At 62.8% G+C, this 19,504-nt stretch carries 23 protein-coding genes; 9 read left to right on the top strand and 14 right to left on the bottom strand.

The genetic code is table 11. From position 1 onward, the window contains the following. Positions 1-70 precede the first annotated feature (70 nt). Positions 71-988: an alpha/beta hydrolase gene (locus JN279_RS24780; RefSeq protein WP_244734139.1), complete on the top strand. Its 918-nt coding sequence runs from the start codon at positions 71-73 to the stop codon at positions 986-988. A 26-nt stretch (positions 989-1,014) separates the two neighbouring features. Here JN279_RS24780 and JN279_RS24775 read toward each other — a convergent pair whose 3' ends face one another. Further along, the gene (locus JN279_RS24775) at positions 1,015-2,067 is read right to left on the bottom strand and encodes a DUF1176 domain-containing protein (RefSeq protein ID WP_202350489.1); all 1,053 of its coding nucleotides are present in this window, start codon (positions 2,065-2,067) and stop codon (positions 1,015-1,017) included. A 141-nt stretch (positions 2,068-2,208) separates the two neighbouring features. On the opposite strand from JN279_RS24775, the gene JN279_RS24770 reads away from it, so the two are divergent. Beyond that, on the top strand, positions 2,209-2,715 hold the full coding sequence (locus JN279_RS24770) for a DUF1993 domain-containing protein (protein ID WP_140767805.1): 507 nt from the start codon (positions 2,209-2,211) through the stop codon (positions 2,713-2,715). Positions 2,716-2,770: 55 nt separating this feature from the next. Here the strand turns inward: JN279_RS24770 and JN279_RS24765 are convergent, their stop codons facing one another. Continuing rightward, on the bottom strand, positions 2,771-2,935 hold the full coding sequence (locus JN279_RS24765; RefSeq protein WP_096445344.1) for a hypothetical protein: 165 nt from the start codon (positions 2,933-2,935) through the stop codon (positions 2,771-2,773). A gap of 384 nt (positions 2,936-3,319) precedes the next feature. Between JN279_RS24765 and JN279_RS24760 the strand changes: the two genes are divergently transcribed. From JN279_RS24760 to JN279_RS24750, 3 genes are all read left to right on the top strand, one after another. Further along, positions 3,320-3,781: a hypothetical protein gene (locus tag JN279_RS24760; RefSeq protein ID WP_096445346.1), complete on the top strand. Its 462-nt coding sequence runs from the start codon at positions 3,320-3,322 to the stop codon at positions 3,779-3,781. 111 nt (positions 3,782-3,892) lie between these two features. Further along, positions 3,893-4,960, top strand: coding sequence for an aldo/keto reductase (locus tag JN279_RS24755; RefSeq protein ID WP_202350488.1), 1,068 nt, complete (start codon positions 3,893-3,895; stop codon positions 4,958-4,960). Between the two features lie 46 nt (positions 4,961-5,006). After that, positions 5,007-6,275: a cysteine desulfurase-like protein gene (locus JN279_RS24750; protein ID WP_202350487.1), complete on the top strand. Its 1,269-nt coding sequence runs from the start codon at positions 5,007-5,009 to the stop codon at positions 6,273-6,275. A gap of 15 nt (positions 6,276-6,290) precedes the next feature. Here JN279_RS24750 and JN279_RS24745 read toward each other — a convergent pair whose 3' ends face one another. The 10 genes from JN279_RS24745 to JN279_RS24700 all read right to left on the bottom strand — a co-directional run bounded on the left by JN279_RS24745 (position 6,291) and on the right by JN279_RS24700 (position 15,265). Then, positions 6,291-7,319: a histone deacetylase family protein gene (locus tag JN279_RS24745; protein ID WP_202350486.1), complete on the bottom strand. Its 1,029-nt coding sequence runs from the start codon at positions 7,317-7,319 to the stop codon at positions 6,291-6,293. Continuing rightward, complete coding sequence (locus tag JN279_RS24740; RefSeq protein WP_202350485.1) at positions 7,316-7,837, bottom strand: GNAT family N-acetyltransferase; 522 nt, start codon at positions 7,835-7,837, stop codon at positions 7,316-7,318. Before JN279_RS24740 ends, JN279_RS24745 begins: the two co-directional genes overlap by 4 nt. Positions 7,838-7,840: 3 nt before the next feature. Next, positions 7,841-8,344, bottom strand: coding sequence for a DUF523 domain-containing protein (locus tag JN279_RS24735; protein WP_202350484.1), 504 nt, complete (start codon positions 8,342-8,344; stop codon positions 7,841-7,843). Positions 8,345-8,363: 19 nt separating this feature from the next. After that, a complete protein-coding gene (locus JN279_RS24730; protein WP_202350483.1) occupies positions 8,364-9,293 on the bottom strand; it encodes a 3-keto-5-aminohexanoate cleavage protein in 930 nt (309 codons plus the stop codon). Positions 9,294-9,296: 3 nt separating this feature from the next. Next, positions 9,297-10,682 (bottom strand): aminotransferase family protein, encoded by a 1,386-nt coding sequence (locus tag JN279_RS24725; RefSeq protein WP_202350482.1) that lies wholly within the window; start codon positions 10,680-10,682, stop codon positions 9,297-9,299. A gap of 1 nt (position 10,683) precedes the next feature. Then, positions 10,684-12,327: a N,N-dimethylformamidase beta subunit family domain-containing protein gene (locus JN279_RS24720; protein WP_202350481.1), complete on the bottom strand. Its 1,644-nt coding sequence runs from the start codon at positions 12,325-12,327 to the stop codon at positions 10,684-10,686. A gap of 8 nt (positions 12,328-12,335) precedes the next feature. Next, complete coding sequence (locus tag JN279_RS24715; RefSeq protein WP_274608585.1) at positions 12,336-13,100, bottom strand: amino acid ABC transporter ATP-binding protein; 765 nt, start codon at positions 13,098-13,100, stop codon at positions 12,336-12,338. Continuing rightward, positions 13,097-13,756, bottom strand: a complete 660-nt coding sequence (locus tag JN279_RS24710; RefSeq protein ID WP_202350480.1) for an amino acid ABC transporter permease — start codon at positions 13,754-13,756, stop codon at positions 13,097-13,099. Before JN279_RS24710 ends, JN279_RS24715 begins: the two co-directional genes overlap by 4 nt. A 12-nt stretch (positions 13,757-13,768) precedes the next feature. Beyond that, positions 13,769-14,416, bottom strand: coding sequence for an amino acid ABC transporter permease (locus JN279_RS24705; protein WP_202350479.1), 648 nt, complete (start codon positions 14,414-14,416; stop codon positions 13,769-13,771). A 66-nt stretch (positions 14,417-14,482) separates the two neighbouring features. Further along, positions 14,483-15,265, bottom strand: coding sequence for an ABC transporter substrate-binding protein (locus tag JN279_RS24700; protein WP_202350478.1), 783 nt, complete (start codon positions 15,263-15,265; stop codon positions 14,483-14,485). 138 nt (positions 15,266-15,403) lie between these two features. Here JN279_RS24700 and JN279_RS24695 point away from each other — a divergent pair, with 138 nt between their 5' ends. Then, on the top strand, positions 15,404-16,363 hold the full coding sequence (locus JN279_RS24695; RefSeq protein ID WP_202350477.1) for a LysR family transcriptional regulator: 960 nt from the start codon (positions 15,404-15,406) through the stop codon (positions 16,361-16,363). Positions 16,364-16,378: 15 nt separating this feature from the next. Here the strand turns inward: JN279_RS24695 and JN279_RS24690 are convergent, their stop codons facing one another. Then, positions 16,379-16,795: an acyl-CoA thioesterase gene (locus JN279_RS24690; protein ID WP_202350476.1), complete on the bottom strand. Its 417-nt coding sequence runs from the start codon at positions 16,793-16,795 to the stop codon at positions 16,379-16,381. A gap of 160 nt (positions 16,796-16,955) precedes the next feature. On the opposite strand from JN279_RS24690, the gene JN279_RS24685 reads away from it, so the two are divergent. Both JN279_RS24685 and JN279_RS24680 read left to right on the top strand, forming a co-directional pair. Next, a complete protein-coding gene (locus JN279_RS24685; RefSeq protein ID WP_096445374.1) occupies positions 16,956-17,204 on the top strand; it encodes a ParB N-terminal domain-containing protein in 249 nt (82 codons plus the stop codon). 122 nt (positions 17,205-17,326) lie between these two features. Further along, positions 17,327-17,812: an SRPBCC family protein gene (locus JN279_RS24680; RefSeq protein WP_202350475.1), complete on the top strand. Its 486-nt coding sequence runs from the start codon at positions 17,327-17,329 to the stop codon at positions 17,810-17,812. 33 nt (positions 17,813-17,845) lie between these two features. Here the strand turns inward: JN279_RS24680 and JN279_RS24675 are convergent, their stop codons facing one another. Further along, complete coding sequence (locus tag JN279_RS24675; RefSeq protein WP_202350474.1) at positions 17,846-18,874, bottom strand: isopenicillin N synthase family dioxygenase; 1,029 nt, start codon at positions 18,872-18,874, stop codon at positions 17,846-17,848. A gap of 114 nt (positions 18,875-18,988) precedes the next feature. Between JN279_RS24675 and JN279_RS24670 the strand changes: the two genes are divergently transcribed. Then, positions 18,989-19,387: a GFA family protein gene (locus JN279_RS24670; protein ID WP_096445378.1), complete on the top strand. Its 399-nt coding sequence runs from the start codon at positions 18,989-18,991 to the stop codon at positions 19,385-19,387. Positions 19,388-19,504: the final 117 nt, after the last annotated feature.

The raw sequence follows: 19,504 nt of genomic DNA, 5'->3' as shown, positions 1-19,504 counted from the left end.
TTTCGATGGCGGTTCCCACCTTTCAGCCATGGAGGTTGGCGAAAGCCGAATACGCATCCAATCTCCCCCCTTGAGGGGGAGATGGCCGGCAGGCCAGAGGGGGGCGGCCACGCTCCAAGCCCTTCTGATTTCGCTGTTTTTCCTGTTTTCTGCCGGCCAAGCCAATGCGCTCGAGCTAAAGCCCTTCAAGGACGATCTCTTCGCCTACCCAGCCACGCTCTCGTCCGACAGCAACGGCGCCTACACGGTCATCGACTATCGCGAGATGCGCGACATCAACCAGCGCGACGAGGTGCCGGAGAAGCGCGTGCACCCGCAATACACCGACACCAGCGTGCGCAAGGTGCAGCAGGATCTGATGCTGAAGACGGACGCCGGCGATGTCCGGCATGTCGCCGTCGGCAAGACGCAAGGGGCCGGCATCATCGTGCTTTACCTGCATGGGCAGGGCGGCAGCCGCAAACAGGGCGTCGACGACTTCACCTTCGGCGGCAATTTCAACCGCATCAAGAATTTAATGGCCGGCAATAGCGGGCTCTATCTGTCTCCGGATTTTCCCGATTTCGGCGACAAGGGCGCCGCGCAGGTCGCGGCCTTGATCGATCACTACGCCGAACAGTCGCCGGGCGCGAAAATCTTCGTCGCCTGCGGCTCGATGGGCGGCGCGCTGTGCTGGAAGCTTGCCGCCCGCAACGACACCGGCCGGCGCATCAACGGGCTGCTGCTGCTCGGATCTTTGTGGGACGATAGTTTTCTCGCCAGTCCCGCCTTCAGGCGTCATATCCCGGTCTTCTTCGGCCAGGGCAGCCATGACGTGGTCTTTCCCATTGCGAACCAGGAAGCCTTCTTTCGTTCCATCATCGCCAGTTCGAAAGCCTATCCCTATCCGACCCGCTTCGTTCGCTTCGAGACCGGTACGCATGGCACGCCGATCCGCATGGTCGACTGGCGCGGCACGCTGAACTGGATGCTGTCGAAGGCGCCTTGACCGGCACTGTCTGGAAGCCCCAGTGCTCAAGGCGCGGTGTTGTAGTCGACCACCGTCTGCGGGTTTTCCTCGCCATCATAGGACGCATCGACGTCATACTGGACCAGCGAGAAGTCGCCGTTGCGGAACAGATAGGTTCCCGAATCTGAGGCGTCGCCGACGCCACGCCACTTGTTGAAGGTGGTGATCGTATGGGTGTCCGCATCATAGTCGGAATTGACCGCCCAGCCGGTCGTCTCGAAGCCGACGATACTCATGCCCAGCAATTTGCCGTCACTGTCATTGTTCTCGTATCGGATGTCCATCTTGGGCTCGGCGAACTGCAATTGCCGCACGTCAGACAATTCGTCGGTCATATAGTAGATCGAACTTTCATTGTAGGCCGCGGCCGAGCAGGAGAAATGGAACAGCCGCGTTTCCTTGTCGGGGTCGCCGGGCTGTGCGTCCTTGTCCTTGTATTTGATCGAAAACACGTCCGGCTCGGTGGCCAGAAGGTCCTTGTCGCATTGGTTGCCATAGGTCGCCAGAAAGGCCTTCTTGGCCTGCTCCAGCGCTACGTCCTTCTTCGGCGGTGGCGGGCCGTCGCCGCAGCTTGGCGGCAGCGCCGCCTCGAAATCGGCGGTGGAGGGTTTCAGCGCGCCTTTTTCGATATGGATCGGATCGAAGGGCGGCGCTGCCTGGGCCTGCGCATTCACCTGGCGCAGCGTATAGCAGCCCGCAAAGACCTTTTCGCCGCCGCTCTTGTCGGTGGCACGGATGGCGACCGGAACATTGTAGAAGATGCTGCCGGCTGCACCCTCGTCTGAGATGGCGCCCGTCGCGACATCGACCTTGTCTGTACCGTCATAGCCCTTGACGAAACTGTCGAAGTCTTTAGCCGGCTTTGCACCGCCATAATAACCCCAGGCTCGGGCGAATTCATGCCGATTGATGGCGCTGTAGAGCGAGCGGATGACCGCCTCGGCGCTCGAACGGTCATCGACATAGGGCGCTTCAGGCGTGTCGTCGGCGGCGACCGCCGCTTGGCCAGATATGGCAAGGGAGAAAAGGGCAGTCGCTGCGAGAAGGACGCGTCTCATCGGGAATCTCCGCTCGATAACGGAAATTCTACCATAGCGATTGCGGCGCCGTGGTGACGCGGAGCCCACGGCGCTTGAAGAATCGTGTGGGGAGGCGCTACGTCCCCTGCGCCGGCGTTCCGACCGGACAGGAGATCTGACGTGACCATATCGATGTATGAGGCATCCGTGCCCGTGTTTTCAGCCAGGCTGAAAGCACTTTCCAGTGTGCTGGCGGCCGCCGAACAAAATGCGCTTGACCGCAAGATCGACCCGCAGGTGTTTTTGACGGCGCGGCTTGCGCCGGACATGTTCGCCTTGACCCGGCAGGTGCAGATCGCCACCGATCATGCCAAGGGCGCACCCTCGCGGTTGGCCGGCCGCGAAGTGCCGAAATACGAGGACAATGAGGCAAGCTTTGCCGATCTGGAAGCACGGATCGCCAAGACGCTGGCGCTTCTGGCGACGTTCTCGGCCGCCGATATCGACGGTTCCGACGACAAGGTGATCGAGTTGAAGCTCGGTGGGCGCGAAACGACGTTGGGTGGCATGCAGTATCTGCTGCATGTGGCCATGCCCAATTTCTACTTCCACCTCACCACCGCTTACGACATTCTGCGCCACAATGGCGTGCCGCTGGGCAAGGCGACATTCCTGGGATCGCGTTGAGCGGCTGACGTTTCGAGATGTCCCGGATCGGTCCGGGACATCTCGCGAGATGCATTCAGCGAATGGACATTTCGCGGGCGATGCGCGGAAAATCGGCGGGCTTGATGCCGATATCGGCGCGATCGGCACTGCTCATCGAATGAAGCAGCGCGAGCGCCGCGCGGTATCTCAGATGTTCCTGCGGGCGCGGCCGGGCGAACATTTCCGTGAAGAAACCCATGATTCAGGCTCCTGGTTGGTCCTCCACGCCAGCCAATATAGGTGAATCGTGACAATTGTGCAGTGCAGCATTTGCATGCCTGCTATGTCCGGATGATTTTCATAAAACTTTTTTTGCGGCCCACTGAAACTTCCGCGCCGCACGGACCGTAGGCTTCGACGCTGGCACATGGCCAGTTTTTCCTCGCCACTCCTGGCGAATTTCCGGACTGCATGAAAATGCAGTCCGGCTTTTTGTTCGAGGCCGGACGCGATCCTTCGAAAACTAAATTCCTCAAGATCGATGGTATGTATTTTTAACGAGCCGGTTCTATGGTCTGGAAACCTGACGTCAGGCAAGCGGGAGGCTGACATCGCTACCAGCGCCAAGCGTGATTTCGCTTCGCTGCTCGACGACCTCTTCGTCGCCTCCGACAAGGGCGACGGCATAGAGGGCGACGAGGCCGGCGCGCGTCCGTCCATTCCATTCGACTATCTCTCGGTCGCCGATGAACTCCATTCCGGCCGCATCAAGGTATCCGCTGCCGAATACCGTGAGGCCGGTGCCGATCTGGCGAGCGAATTCGCTGCCTTGCTCGAACACGCCAAGCTGGCGCTGGCTGCCGAGGACCCGAAGCCAGAGGAAAAGCTGCCGCCGATCGATCCGGAATCGATCGCGGCCGAACTGGGACTGAACCAGCCCAAGAGTTCCGCCGATTTCAGCCGCATGCGCCGCAGCTTTGCTTTCAGCAACCATCCCGACCGCGTCGCTCCGCATCTGCGCCAGCGCGCCATGATCCGCATGCAGGTCGCCAACATGCTGATTGACGAGGCCAAGCGCCGCGCCGTGGCCGGTGCTCGCCGCTAGCCAACGCTGGTTCACGCAAAAGTCGGCCTGGCGAGGCTTGGAGAGCGCCGTAGCTTTCCCTATAGATGCAGCCTCCCTCCCGCGCAGACTTTCCCTCCGGAGCAGAATTCCATGCACAAACGCCGTCTTGGTCGGACCGATCTTCTTGTTACCCAGATCTGCCTTGGTTCGATGACCTGGGGCCAGCAGAACACCGAGGCCGAAGGCCACGCGCAGATGGACCTGGCGTTTTCGCGCGGCGTCAATTTCATCGACACCGCCGAGCTCTACCCGATCCCGCCCAAGGCGGAGACGCAGGGGCGGACGGAAAAGATCATCGGCAGCTGGATGAAGGCCAAGGGCAACCGCGACCAGGTGATCCTGGCCTCCAAGGTCGTCGGCCGCACGGCCAACGCCTGGTTTCGCGGCGACAGGCCGTCGCAACTGGTGCGCGCCGATATTTTTGACGCCGTCGACAAATCTCTGGCCAAGCTCGGCACGGACTATCTCGACCTCTATCAGATCCACTGGCCGGAGCGGGACATCCCCTGGGGCGCCAATCCGACGCGGGTCGGGGCGGTGGCGCGGCGCGCCGATGCAGACGGCGCACCGGCCAACGAGACGCCGATCGCCGAGACGCTTGGTGTCTTCGACGAACTGGTCAAAGCGGGAAAGATCCGTCATTTCGGCCTGTCGAACGAGAGTTCCTGGGGCCTCATGCGTTACCTCTCAGAGGCCGAGAAAGGGTTCGGCCCGCGGGTCGCGTCGATTCAGAACGCCTACAATCTCGTCAACCGCACCTTCGAGGTGAACCTTGCGGAGGTCTGCGAGCGCGAAGAAGTGTCGTTGCTGCCTTATTCGCCGTTGGCGCAAGGCTATCTGACCGGCAAATACGACCACGGCGCCCGCCCGCAGGGCTCGCGCTCGCAACTGTTCAACCGCGGCCAGCGCTACGAGACGCCGAATGCAGCTGAAGTGCTGCTTGAATATAATGAACTGGCGCGCTCCTTCGGCCTGGAGCCGGCGCTGTTTGCCAATGCCTATGTGTCGAGCCGGCCCTTCGTCACGTCGAACATCATCGGTGCGACGACCATTCCGCAGCTCGAAATGGCGCTGTCGTCGGTCGATGTCGTCTGGACCGAGGAGATGCAGAAAGCGGTGGACGCGATCCACCAGCGGGTTGGCAATCCCTGCCCTTGATCGGCGCGGCGATAGAATTATCAGGAATAACAGAGGGGTGGAGACGATGGTGGATTTTCCGATCGAGGTCGTGCGTGGACAATTTCCAGCGCTTTCCCTGACCGACAAGGGCTGCCGGCGCATCTATCTCGACAACCCCGCCGGCACGCAGGTGCCGCAGGCGGTGGCCGACGCGGTGTCGCGCTGTCTGCTGACGACCAATGCCAATCTCGGCGGCTATTTCGAAACGACGATCGCCGCTCAATCTGTCGTCGATGACGCGCATCAGGCGATGGCCGATTTCCTTGGTGCCGTGACCTCCGAGGAAATCATCATCGGCGCCAATATGACGACGCTGACCTACCACATGTCGCGCACGCTCGGCCGCACGCTGAAACCGGGCGACGAGATCATCCTCACCCGCATGGATCACGAGGGCAATGTCTCGCCCTGGCTGCAACTGGCCGAAGACCTTGATCTCGTGGTGCGCTGGCTGCCATTCGATGAAAAAAGCTGGCAGGTCGAAGAGGCGACACTGGCCGGGCTGCTGTCAGACAAGACACGGCTGGTCGCCTTGAACTATGCCTCGAACCTGACCGGCTCGATCAACCGGGTCAGGTCCCTGACTGCCATCGCAAAACAGGCCGGCGCCCTGGTCTATGTCGACGCCGTGCAGTTCGCCCCGCATGGCCTGATCGACGTGCAGGAGCTAGGGTGCGATTTCCTGATCTGCTCGGCCTACAAATTCTTCGGTCCGCATATGGGCATTTTGTGGGGACGGTTAGATATTATCGACGGCCTGAAACCCTACAAATGCCGCTGTTCGTCCAATGGCTTGCCGGAGCGGTTCGAGCTTGGCACGCCGCAGATCGAACTGATGGCCGGCCTCACAGCGGTGGTCGACTATTTTGCCGAGCTGGGTGCGGCGGCGGGCGAGGGTGGTTCGCGCAGGCAGAAGATCGCCAGGGCGTTCGAAGTCTGCGTCGCTTATGAAAACCCGTTGGCGCAAAGGCTGATCGACGGCCTGTCCGACATTTCAGGCCTGACCATCCATGGTATCACCGATCGCAAACGGCTCGGCGAGCGCGTGCCGACGGTCTCGTTCACCGTCGAGGGCATCGTGCCGGAGACGGTCGTGCGGCAGATGAACGCCGAGAACATCTTCCTGTGGTCGGGCCATAACTATGCCTGGGAGATCGTCCACCAACTTGGCATTCCCGCTGAGCAAGGCGTCGTGCGCATCGGCATCGCGCATTACAACACGGCGGGCGAAATCGACGAGACGCTGGAGAGCGTGCACCGGGTCATCGCCATGCTCAGGCAGCAACGCTCCTGACGCCTGCTTTAATCCCTACTGCGCCTTGCCGCCGAACCCGCTGAGGAAGGCGGTGAGGTTGTCGCCAAGCGCGCCGCAGAGATAGCCGCCTTCCTGGACGATGACCGTCGGCAGGCCGAGCCCGGCAATGGCTTCGCCGATGCGCGAAAAGCCTGGCGTCGTCACCGAAAGTCCGCCGAACGGATCGCCCTCGAACGTGTCGAGGCCGAGCGCGACGACCAGCGCATCGGGCGAGAAGGCCCGGATACGCTGGAACGCCACCTCGAGCGCCTCCAGAAACGCCGCGTCAGCGGATTTGCGCGGCAGCGGCAGGTTGAAATTGTAGCCGAGGCCCGGACCTTCGCCACGCTCGTCGGCATGGCCCCAGAAGAACGGGTAGAATCGCACCGGATCGGCATGCAGCGAAACGGTGAGCACGTCAGGCCTTGCATAGAAGATGCCTTGGGTGCCGTTGCCATGATGCAGATCGACATCGAGGATTGCCACGCGCGCCGCCTGCTTGCGCAGCACCTGCGCCGCAACGGCCGAATTGTTGATGAAGCAGAAGCCGCCGGCGACATCGGCAAAAGCGTGGTGACCGGGCGGGCGGCACAGCGCATAGGCGGCCGTCGCGCCAGCCATCACCGTTTCAGCGGCTTCGACCGCGCTCCAGGCGCTCCACAGCGCGCTTTGCCAGGTTTCGCCCGAGATCGGGCAAGCCGTATCGGCCATATGGTAGCCGGCCTGGCCGACCGCCGATGCCGGATAGGAGCCGCTGCGCGCGATCGGGTGGATGTTGGGGATCACTTCGGCCGAGGCGCCCTCGATGCGCTGCCAGCGCTCGAAAATGTGCTCGAGGAAGTCGAGATATTCGGGCGTGTGCACCGCCGAGACCGGGCCGAGCCCGTGATTGCGCGGCCGCTCGATCATGCAGCCGGCAGATTTTGCGCCGGCTAACAATCTCTCGACGCGCTCGGGTTTTTCCGGATTGGGCTGGGCGGCGCCGCTGGAGAGAAAGGCCTTTGGATCGTGCCGCTTCTGCTCCTCGGCGTAAAAGGCTTTCATTCCTGCTCCTCCGGCGCGTCGGCGAAAGCGAAAAACGCGTCGCCGATGATCTTCTGCGTTTGTTCGTAACTCGACCAGGCAATGCCCAGCCTCTCGTAGAAGGCCTTGGCGCCTTCATTGTCGGTGTCGACCGACAGTCTGAGATAGACGCCGCCATCCTTCCGGCACTCTGCCGCGACACGCCGCAGCAGCCGCTCGCCGATCTTGCGGCCACGGAACCGGTCCTCGACATAAAGGTCTTGCACATAGACGCCGGGTCGCCCCATCCAGGTCGAAAAGATCGGAAAATGCAGGCACAGGCCGGCGAATTCGCCGCCCACCTCGGCAATCAGGGTCGAGAAGGCGGGCTTTTCGCCAAAGCCGTAGGTTCTGAGGTCGTCGGCTGTCGAAATGATTTCCTCGGGCGCTCCGATGTGGGTGCCGAGCTTCAGGATGGCTGCGTGGATCGTGTCGACATCCTCGATACGGCCGGGGCGGAGGACGATTTCGGTGCTCTTGGCATGGGTTTTCCCTCGCATGGATCAGGCCAAAGCTCCGGCCGAACCTGACCTTGTCAATAGATCGTCAAGCTCGCCAATGCCGTCTTCCGAAAACACGCGAATGCCATTGGCCTCCAGCAGAGCGGTGGTCGTGCCAAGACCCGTCACCCGTTTTCCTGCAAAATTGCCGTCATAGACGAAGCTGCTGCCACAGGAGGGACTGCCGTCGGTAAGAACCGCATAGCGGCATCCCATTTCTCGGGCGAGTTCGAGCGCAAGCTGCCCGGCTGCGAGATAAAGTGCGGTCACATCGCTTCCCGTCTGCTCGACCACTCGACCTCGGCCGTGGAGCACGGCGTCGGCTGTGCCGTGAATTTCTGCGGCGGGACGCGGCGTGGAGAAGCCTGCGGCAACCTCTGGACAGATTTGCACGACCCGTCCTTCCGCCTGCCAGCGTGTCAGGACGGGATGGCCGTTCAGCCGATAGGAGCCGTTATAGCGGACATGGCTGCCGAGCAGGCAGGCGGAGACGAGAACCCTTTCCATATCAGCTCCTCCCTCGCTTCTAGAAAGCCACCCTGTCGCCACCCTTCAGCGCCAGCATCTGACGCGCCTCGGCCGGCGTGGCAACCTCCAGTGACAGGCCATCGAGAATGCCACGGATACGGCGCACCTGGTCGGCATTGGATTTCGCCAGCTGGCGGCCATCATAGAGGCTGTCCTCCAGCCCGACACGGACATTGCCGCCCATCGCCGCGGCGATCGAGATCAGCGGCATCTGCTGGCGGCCGGCAGCGAGCACCGAGAACTGGTAGCTGTCGCCGAACAGTTTGTCGGCGATGCGCTTCATGTGGATGAGATTGTCCGGATCGGCGCCGATGCCGCCCAGAATGCCGAGCACGAACTGGATGAACAGCGGTCCCGACACCAGCCCGCGGTCGCGGAAATGCGCCAGTGAATAGAGGTGGCCGACATCGTAGCATTCGAATTCGAAGCGCGTGCCGCACCCCTTGCCCAGCCTTTTAAGCACGCCTTCCATATCGGCGAAAGTGTTCTTGAAGATGGTGTCGCGCGTGGCTTCGAGCAGCTTCGGCTCCCACTCGTGCTGCCATTCGCGTGGCTTGTCGAGCATCGGGAACAGCGCGAAATTCATCGAGCCCATGTTGAGCGAGCACATTTCGGGCTCGGCCCTAAGTGGTGCTGCCAGCCGCTGGTCCAGCGTCATCAGCGAAGAGCCGCCGGTGGTGATGTTGATCACCGCATCGCTCGCTTGCTTGATACGCGGCAGGAACTGCATGAAGACGTCGGGATCGGCGGTCGGCCGGCCATCCCTGGGGTCCCGTGCATGCAGATGCAGGATCGAGGCGCCGGCTTCGGCCGCGGCGATGGCATCCGAAGCGATCTGGTCCGGCGTCACCGGCAGGTAGGGCGACATCGATGGCGTGTGCACCGAGCCGGTGACGGCGCAGGTGATGATGACTTTTCGCGGCGCCATTCCTTAACCCCGGCCTTCGACCGGCAGGTCGAGTTCTGACGCCAGGGCCTCCAGCGAGTCACCGATGATGGAAATGATCTCGCCGAGCTGTTCGCTGGTGACGATCATCGGTGGCGCGACCATGAAATTGTCGCCGTCGACGCCGCCCTTGACGCGGCGGCCATAGATGATCAGCCCGCGCTCATAGGCGAGGTCGAGCAGGCGCTGCGTGGCTTTCTTGCCCTGGTCGATCGGCCGCAGCGTCTCGGGATCGGCGACCATCTCGGCACCGGTCAGCAGGCCCTTGCCGCGCACATCGGCGATGAAGGGAAAGCGTTTCGCCAGCCCCTTCAGCCCATCCATCAGCACGTCGCCCATGGCGGCGGCATTGGTTATCAGGTCGAGCCGGTCCATTTCGCCAAGCACCGCGAGGCCGGCGGCGCAGGCCAGCGGGTTGCCGGCATAGGTGTGGCCATGCTGGAAGCCACCGGAGGCGAGCAGCGGCTGCACCAGCCGCATCGGGGCCGCCAGCGCGCCGAGCGGCGCATAGCCGGAGCCCAGCCCCTTCGACAGCGCGACGATGTCGGGCTTGCAGTTCCAATGGTCGCCACCGAGGAATTTGCCGGTGCGCCCGGCGCCGCTCATCACTTCGTCATGGATAAGCAGGATGCCGTAGCGGTCGCAGATTTCGCGGATGCGTGCGTAATAGCTGTCCGGCGCCACAAGCGCCGCCGTGGCAGCGCCACCGATCGGCTCCATGATGAAGGCGACGACGCTCTCTGGGCCCTCAGCCAGGATCTTCTCCTCCAGCATGTCGGCGTAGCGGACGCCGCGCTGCTCCATCGACAGATTGTCGCGGTCGCGCCAGGCGGTCGGCGCCGGCACGGTCGGCATCACCCGCATCATCGGCTCAAAGGTCTCCGACAGCGCGTCGTCGCCGGTGATCGACAGCGAACCCAGCGTGCCGCCATGATAGGAGGGAAAGCGCGTGATCACCTTCCAGCGGCTGGCCTGGCCGGTGGCGACAGCCCATTGCCGGGCCAGCTTGATGCAGGATTCGGTAGCCTCCGAGCCGCCCGAGACGAAGAAGATGCGGTCCATGCCTTCGGGCAGCTTGCCGGCCAGTTCGCGCGCCAGCTCTTCCGCCGGCTCGTTCTCGAAATGCAGCCGGTAGGCAAAGGTGGCGCGATCCATCTGCCGCTTCATGGCGTCAAGCACATTGCGGTTGGAATGGCCGATATTGGCGACCATCGGCCCGCTGGAGCCGTCGATGAAGCGGCGGCCGTCCTGCGTCCACATATAGATGCCTTCGGCGCGGTCGATCAACGGCCGGCGCAGGCTGGAAAGATAGAACAGATGCGAGTCCCGCCGGGCTTCGGTGTCTTGAGTGGCGGTCTGGGTCTTCGACATGTCAGGACTTTCCAAGGTAGCGATCAAGGACATTCTGGGTGACGCGTTCGACCATCGGATCTTGTCGTAGCAGGCCGGCCACCCATTCGCAGCTTCCGGCATGGAACACCTCGCCCTTGCCGCGCGGGAAATTGACGATCATGCCGTTGCCGCGTTTGACCTTTTCCAAATTGGCGTCGCTTGCCTCGCCGAACAAAGTCTCGGCGGTGAAGCGGCCGTCCTCGTCGGTGAGGAACTGGTCCTCGATCGGAATGTCCGCACTTTCCTCGACCTGGCTGGCCATGCCGACGGCGAGGACCTGCAAGCCATCCGGCGCGCCGCTGTCTGATGTGGGGTAGGGCAGGCCGCCACGGATCTCGAAATCGAGCCCATCGACCTCGTAGCCATAGACATGGCTGTCGGCGCCGAGCAAGTCGCCATAATAGATGCCGGTGCCGGCAAAGGCCCAGTGTTCCGGCCGGTAGACCGGAAAGCCACGCGCGCCGCGCGGCGCGCAGCCGCCCCAGCCGGCATAGACGCCGCGCGTGGCGTTGAGGCCGAAGGTCGACGAGCCAGGCCGGCCGATTTCCGGCGCTTCCCAGGAATTGGTGGCGCGGGTGACGTCGCCGCCTTGGAGATAGGCGGGATCCTCCTTGCGCGCGCGGTATTTGTAGCAGACCTGCCGACGACCCTCGTCCTCGAGCCGCGTCTGCCACATGAAATTACCGGCAAAGCGCGCCGCATGGCCGCCGCGCTCGACGTAGCTGTCGACTGCGTCGCGCATTTCCCAGGTCCAGTATTCGTCATGGCCGACGAAGACCGCGCAGTCATAGCCGTCGAGAATGTCGGGCGAGAAATGCAGGTCATGCTGGCTCGCCAGATCGACTTCGTAGCCGGCCCGCTCGGCGAAACGGAAGAAGTGGCTGTCGTAACTCGCCCAGCCGGACGAGGCATATTTCTTCGAATGGCCGGTGACCAGCGCCCACTCCATATGCGGATAGCGCGGCACCGTCTTTGGCGGCACGGCGACTTCCAGCGGCACGCGCGGCGCATCTTTTGGCAGCACGACGAAGCCGCGGCACCAGGGACGCTGTGTCGACACGATCGGCGAGTACTGGTTGCGATCCGGCCCGGTGATGCCCTGATAGTGGTTGGAGCCGCCCCAGGTGTTGTAGGCAAGCCAGGTGCCCGTCGCCGCCACCTGCAGCACGCGGCCGGGCTTCCTGCCTGGCTGCGGAGAGACGATGAAAAGGTGGTGGCTGTGGATCGGCTTGCCGTCGCGCCCGTCTGCGGTCAACGTCACCCGGTAGGCGCCGGACGGCCAGTCGCTGCCGACACGGAATTCGAACGACGCTTCCCAACCGCAGCCCTCGGCCGAGCACTGGTCCGGACTGTCTTGCCAGCGCGACGCAATGCCCGATTTCTCGAACACCTTGGTCTCGGCGCCTCCGTCGCGGATAATCGTCATGCCGAAGGACGGAGCCGTCGAACTGACATGCAGTGTCACTGTCTCGCCGGCACGATAGGAAAACCGGTCGCTGTAGCACCAGATCTCGCCGCGCTCGCCGTCCATGCCTGGCCACTCGTAATAGTGGCCGCGCACCGCGTGGCGGCGCTGCTCAGGCGTCAGTCCGAAATCGGGGAATTCCGTGGGCAATCTGGTCATCATCTTACTCAGGCGGAAAGGTATTTCTTGAGGAAGCAGCGGGTGCGCTCCTTCTGGGGCGCGCGAAACATGTCGGCGGGCGCGCCTTCCTCGACGATCACGCCGCCATCCATGAACAGCACCCTGTCGGCCACCTCCCCGGCAAAGCGCATTTCATGCGTTACGATGAGCATGGTCATGTGTTCGGTGGCAAGCTGTTTCATGACGGCGTTGACCTCGTCGACCAGTTCCGGGTCGAGGGCTGAGGTTGCCTCGTCGAACAGCATCACCTTGGGCTGCATGGCCAGCGCACGCGCAATCGCCACCCGTTGCTTCTGGCCGCCCGAAAGCCTGGAGGGATAGGCGTCGATCTTGTCGGCGAGCCCGACCTTGGACAAGAGGCCATGCGCCAATGCCCGGGCTTCGGCTTTCGCCATGCCCTTGAGGATCACCGGCCCCATCGTAATGTTCTCGATCACGGTCAGATGCGGGAACAGGTTGAAGTGTTGGAACACCATGCCCATCTGCTGGCGCACCTTGTTGATATGCCGCTCGAAGGCCCGGCCGTGCAGCTTCTGGTTAACCTGCACGCCGTCGAGCCAGACGTCGCCGCCGTTCAACGTCTCGAGGTGGTTGATGGAGCGCAGCAGCGTGCTCTTGCCGGAGCCGCTCGGCCCGATGATCGCCACGATCTGCCCACGCTCGACCGACAGGTCGATGCCTCTGAGAACCTCGACGGCGCCGAAGGATTTGTGTGCGCCGCGGACCTCGACCATTGGCCGCTGCGTGCTCATCGGGAAACCTCCACATATCGTTCAAACCGATGCAAGGCCGCTTCGAGCACGAGGTTCAAGAGGTAATAGAGCGCGGCGGCCGTGATATAGAATTCGAAGGGGCGGAAGGTTTCGCTGATCGCCAGCTGCGCCGAATGAACCAGCTCGGCGATGCCGATGACCGAGACGATGGACGATTCCTTCAACAGCGCGATCAGGTTGCTGCCGATCGGCGGTGCGGTGTTGCGGATAGCCTGCGGTATCACGACGTAGCGCAGCGTCTGCCATTTGCCGAAACCGATGCTGCGCGCGCCTTCCGTCTGGCCGGCATCGACCGCCACGATGCCCGCACGGATGACATCGGCATTGTAGACGGCAAAATGCAGCCCAAGCCCGATGATGCCGGCGGCAAGGGCTGGGATGTCGATGCCGATCTGCACCAGGCCGAAATAGATCAGGAACAGCTGCAGCAAGAGCGGCGTGCCCATGAACAGCCACATGAAGGCGCGCACGGGATAGGCGAGGATCGCCGGCGCATAGAGCACGATGACGGCAAACAGGATGCCGCCGGCGAAGCTGAGTGCTCCTGCCGAGACGGTCAAGACGGTGGTCCACCAGGCGCCGGTCAACAGCAGATCCCAATAGGGCGCGATGACGGTGAAATCCAAACCTTGCATCGTGCTCTCCCGTCAGACGATGGCGAAGCGCTGGTCGAGCAGGTCGACGAGGCGGGCGACGGCGTAGACCATGACCATGTAGAGCAGGGCCGCGACGCCGAAGATCTCGAACGGCTTGTAGGTGGAGCCGATGAAGCGCTGGGCGGTATAGGTCAGCTCCACGACCGAAATGGTCGACACCAGTGCCGAGCCTTTCAGCAAGGCAACCGTGTTGACGCCGAGCGGGCGGATCATCAGCCTGGCGGCTTGCGGCAACACGACCTTTCGAAGGGTCTGGAAACGGCTGAAGCCGATGGTGCGGGCGGCCTCTGTCTGGCCCCGGTCGACCGCCACCACGGCGCCTCGGATCGACTCTGCCATATAGGCGCCGATGTTGAGACCGAGGCCGATCACACCAGCCGCGAAGGGATCGAGATTGATGCCGATCTGCGGGCCGCCGAAATAAAGCACGAAGAGCTGGATCAGGCAGGGCGTGCCGCGAAACAGGCTGACATAGGCCGTGCCGACGGCGCGCAGGATTGCCGACCTCGACAGCCTCGCCGCAGCGGCCAGTGCTGCCGCGACCAGCCCCAGAACCAGGGCCAGCGCTGTCAGTTCCAGCGTCACCAGCGCGGCTTCCACGAAGAAGGGGAAGACGCGGCTCATCAAGGAGAAATCCATGGGGATAGCCCGGCAGAAATGGCGTTTGGACTCAGGCGAATTTGCGTCGCCCGAGGCCTCAGGAAATTAGCGGATGTCGCTGCCGACCCACTGCTTGGAGATCTTCTCGTAGGTGCCGTCGGCCATCATGCCGTCCAGTGCCTTCTGCATGGCCGCCTTGAGCTCCGGATTGTCCTTGCGGATGGCGATGCCGATGGCGACGCTGCCGCCCTCGATGTTGGGTGTGTCGAGCTTGCGCACCTTCTCGCCGGTTTCCTTGACGGCGACCATGACCGGAATGTTGTCGACGACGATGGCGTCGACACGGCCGGCTTTCAACTCCAGCAGCAGTTCCGGCAGGCCCTTATAGGTGCGGACATCCCAGCCACCCTGTTCGCGCGCCCATTTCTCATGCGTCTCGCCGAGCGTCACGCCGAGCGTCTTGCCCTTGAGCTCGTCGAGGCTCTGCACCTTGGAATCCTGGTTCACGAACACCGCACGGCCGGCATGGTAGTAGGGGCCGACGAAATCGACCACTTTCTCGCGCTCGGGGGTGATCGTCATCGAGCCGACCACGGTGTCGTATTTGTTGGCCAGCAGCCCGGCGATGATGCCGTCCCAGGCCGTGGTGATGATGGTGCCCTTGACGCCGATGCGTTCGGCAATGGCCTTGCCGATATCGGCGTCGAAGCCGACGACTTCGTTCTGGTCGTTGACGAAGTTGAACGGCGGATACTGCCCGCTCATGGAAATCTTCAGTTCGCCCGCCGCCTTGATCTTCTCGAGATCGTCGGCCTGCGCCGAAGCGGCGGTGAAGGCCGACGCGAGCAGCAGCGCCGCGACCGCAATGCTGGAAAATAGTTTGTTCATCTGAATTCCTGGTCCTTTGGATGGAGCGCGAAGGCTTGTTCTTGGGAGGCGTTGGGGGCGCTCTCCTGAGGTCAAGGATTGCCTTTGCGCTAGCATTGCGCAAATAGATAATGGAAATAGGGAGCATAGATTTCAGGAATGGCCTTGCCACGCCCCGAACGCCTGGTCTGGGACCTCGACTGGAACCTTCTGCGGACATTCGTCGTCATCGCGGAAGTGAAGAGCATCACCCGGGCCGCCGAGCGCCTCAACCTCAAGCAGCCCAGCGTCAGCAACGCCTTGCGGCGCCTGGAGGACCGGGTTGGCCGGCGGCTGGTCGAACGCGACGCGACACGCTTCGAGCTCACCGAGGTCGGGCGGCTGATCTATGAGCAGAGTGTCGAAGTCTTCGGCTCGATATCGCAGCTGCCGCTCTTGATGCGGGGGATCAGCGACGACATCACCGGCCACGTCATGATCGCCACCGCCAGCCATGTCGTCTCGCCGCTGTTCGACCGGGCGCTGGCGGAGTTTCATCGCAATTACCCGCGCGCCAGCATCACCATTTCGGTTTCGGCAAGCACCGAAGTCGCCAAGCAGGTGCGGGAACGCCGTGCCTCCTTCGGCATCTGCCTTGTCAGCCAGCGCGACCCGGCGCTGGACTATGCGATGGTCTATCGCGAGTTCTTCGGCTTCTTCTGCGGCCCACAGCACAGGCTCTACGGGAAAACCGGACTGACGCTTGACGATCTGCGGGGCGAGCCTTCGGTCTCCTTCCAGACCGACCATATTTCGGACGCGTTGCGCCCAGTGGCGTTGCTGCGCAGCGAGGCCCGCCTGAATGCCGATGTCGTCGGCGTGTCCTCCAGCCTGGAGGAGGTGAGGCGCATGATCGTCGCCGGGCTCGGCATTGGCCCGCTGCCGCTGCATGTGGCGCAACGCGACGTGGCTGACGGCACGCTGTGGCGGCTGCCGCCCTACGACGCGCCCCCGGCCATCGATATCTTCCTGCTCACCAATCCCGACAAGGCGATGAATCGCGCCGAGAAGGCGCTGCTGTCTGGGCTGCAGGCGCTGATCGCCGAGACGCCGTTCGAGGAGCGCATCTACAATGGCTGAGCAGCGGAAGCCGAACTATTCGGCGAGGTAGGCCGCCGCACGGTTGCGCATCGGTTCGTCCAGCGCCACCGAGGCCCGCGCGGCAAGATCGAAGCGCACGCTGGTCGTGCGGCTCGACGCATGGACGACGCCGTCGAGCGACCCCGACATCACCTGTTCGAAGGTGACGGAGGTGCGGCCGATCTTCACCACATGCGAGTGGATGGTCAGCAGCGAGCCGGCTCTCGTTTCATGGCGATAGTCGATTTCGGTGCGCACATCGGCCCATCCGGGCGCCGAGGCCTGGCTGCCATCCTGTCCGGCGATATGGCCAAGAAGCTGGAAACTGGCATCGTCGAACATCGCAGCGTAGTGGCGCACATTCATGTGACCCATCACGTCGCACATCCAGGGATGCGCGACACCGACAAAGGTGACGAGGGATTTGCTCATGGGGATTGCTCCGTCCGCGATCGCGGACAGGGAATAACGAAATGCGCGGCGGCAGGCAAACCGGCTATCTAGGCCTGGTATTCGTTAGCCGCGCCCTTGGCCGCCTTCAGCAAAGCGACTATCTCAGGCGAGGCGGTATTTTCCGCCCGGGGGAGCCAATATGCTCAGAGTGCAGAAGGTCAAGGTCGGCGACATCTACGTGCCGACGGCGCGCAAGAAGACATTGCATCCCGAGACCGTCCGCCATCTCGCCGAGGACATTCTGGAGAACGGCCTGAAGACGCCGATCCAGGTCCGCCACGACGGCAAGCGTCATATCCTCGTCGAAGGTCTGCACCGGCTGGAAGCGGCCAAGTGGCTCGGCGAGACCGAGATCGACGCCTATCTGGTGCAAGCCAAGCGCCACTGACGCGGGCTCGGCTCGCGGTCCTCCCCGCACATGGTCTCCAGATTTTTTCGCCGGCGGTGTCGGGTTGCGTTCTGTCGGCTCGTCCTTGGGACGGAAGCCAGATCAAACCCGAGGAGACCGCCTTGACCGCCAAGCTCGACATCGCCCCCGCCAACGACCGCGAACTGGTTGTCGCCCGCATCATCGATGCGCCGCGCGAGAAGGTCTATCGCTGCTGGACGGACACCAGGCTTTTGACGCAGTGGTTCGCTCCGAAACCGTGGACGACGCCGCGCGCCGAAATGGATGTCCGCACTGGCGGCTCGAGCCTTGTGATCATGGCCGGCCCCGACGGCAATGAATTCCCCAACCCGGGCGTCTTCCTGGAAGTCATTCCCGGCAAGAAGATCGTCTTCACCGATGCCTATACAAAGGCCTGGGAGCCATCGGAAAAGCCGTTCATGACCGGCGTGCTGACCTTTGAGGACGAGGGCGAGGGCCAGACCCGCTACATCGCGCGCGTCCGGCACTGGAGTGTCGCCGACCGCGAACAGCACGAGGCGATGGGTTTTCACGCGGGCTGGGGCCAGTGCACCGACCAGCTCGAAGATCTCGCCAAGACGCTTTGAAATCGGACCGCCCTGACGACGACCGCGGCAGGTTCAGGAGGCCTTGGCGCGGCGTGGCTCACGCAAATGCTTGATGCCGCTCATCTCGACGAAATTCGTCGCCGCCTCCCAGAGATAATCGCCATAAAGAAACGGTTCGAAAGTCTCGGCGCCGCTCAGCGGCAAGGGCGCGATCTCGGCATCGACCCGCGGTTCATAGAAAAACGGGATCGAAAACCGCGCCATCTTCGGCGCAATCACCCGGTGCCGTGTCGCCCGCACGCGTCCGCCGGTCCAGCGCTCCAGCAACTGGCCGAAATTGACCGCCAGCGTGCCGTTGGCGGGCGGCACGTCGATCCATTCGCCGGCGAGGTTTTTTGCCTGCAAGCCTTCGACGCCGTCCTGCGCCAGCAAGGTGACGAAACCGGAATCGGCATGCTCGCGGCCGATGATGGTGCGCGTCTCACCCTTGTGGACCACCGAGAAGTCAGGCCCGTTGGTGTCGATGCCGGCATTGGCATCGCGCAAGGGATAGCGGATCAGGCGCAGCGTCGAGATGCCATTGTCGAAATGGGGATCGAAGATCGTCTCCGGCAGGCCAAGCCCGCGCGCGATCGACTGCATCAGCGCCTTGCCGACCGTCTCCATCGCGCGGTAATAATCCGCCGCAGCCGCGCGCCAGCCGGGCAGGGTGTCTTCGGCCGGCAAGGGCGTCGGCTCGCATAGCGGATCGTCGGATACCGAACGGCCAGCTGCACCAGCGATATCCGGCCCCATGTCGATGCCTTCCTTGTAGGAGACGGCTGTCGGCTGCAGTGGGAACCATCCGCGATAGACGTTCTTTTTTGTCTGGTCGAAATTCCAGCGCAGCAATTTCTGCTTCTCTGTGTCGGGAAGGGCGAAGATGCGCAGCAATTGCGCTCTTCTGTCCGGCATCAGCCAGTCGTCGCCGGCAAAATCGCGGACCGCCATGAAACCTATTCCCGAGGCAGCGGCCATGATGCTGGCGTCGGCGCGGTCGCGGGCGGCCGAGGGCGGCCCGAACAGATCCGCGATGCCGACGGTTTCGATGTCTTGCGTCATGATCAGAATCCCACCGCATCACGGTAATCGATGGCTTTGTATCAAAGCTTTTCAATTGACCCAATCGGTCTCGCCATTTACCTCGGCCGCACACTCTCGTCAGGGATCACGGTGATGGCTAAATATCAGGGCGGGTGCCTCTGCGGAGCGGTGCGCTACAGCGCCGACGCAGCGCCCATCAACGAACGCATCTGCCATTGCCGGCTTTGCCAGAAGGCGATCGGCGCCGCCTTCAACGCACGCGTGTTGTTTCGCATCGACGATGTGACGATCGAGGGGCCGTTGGCGATGGTGAACACCTCGCCCGATCTCAAGCGCGGGTTTTGCCCAAGCTGCGGCACGACGATGTTTTCGCGTCGCGACTCCGCCGGCATCATCGGTATCACCACCGGTTCACTCGACGACCCCACTTTCTTCAGGCCGCAGATGCATATTTTCACCGCCTCGAAGCAGCCCTGGGTGGTGCTGGATGACGGCCTGCCGCAACATGAAGGCGCTCCGCCGCCAGGCTAGGTCTTTCGTTCTCCCTTGTGGGAGAAGGGAAGGTGAAACCATGACCAAAATTTAATCCAAAACAACACGCGATAGCCGGCAAAACGTCATTGGCGGGCCATTATTGTCTTCCTATCT

The organism is Mesorhizobium sp. 113-1-2 (assembly GCF_016756475.1).
In the GTDB taxonomy this organism is placed as follows: domain Bacteria; phylum Pseudomonadota; class Alphaproteobacteria; order Rhizobiales; family Rhizobiaceae; genus Mesorhizobium; species Mesorhizobium loti_C.
The sequence above is the reverse complement of the archived record's forward strand: the minus strand, read 5'-3'. Positions and strand labels throughout refer to the sequence as shown.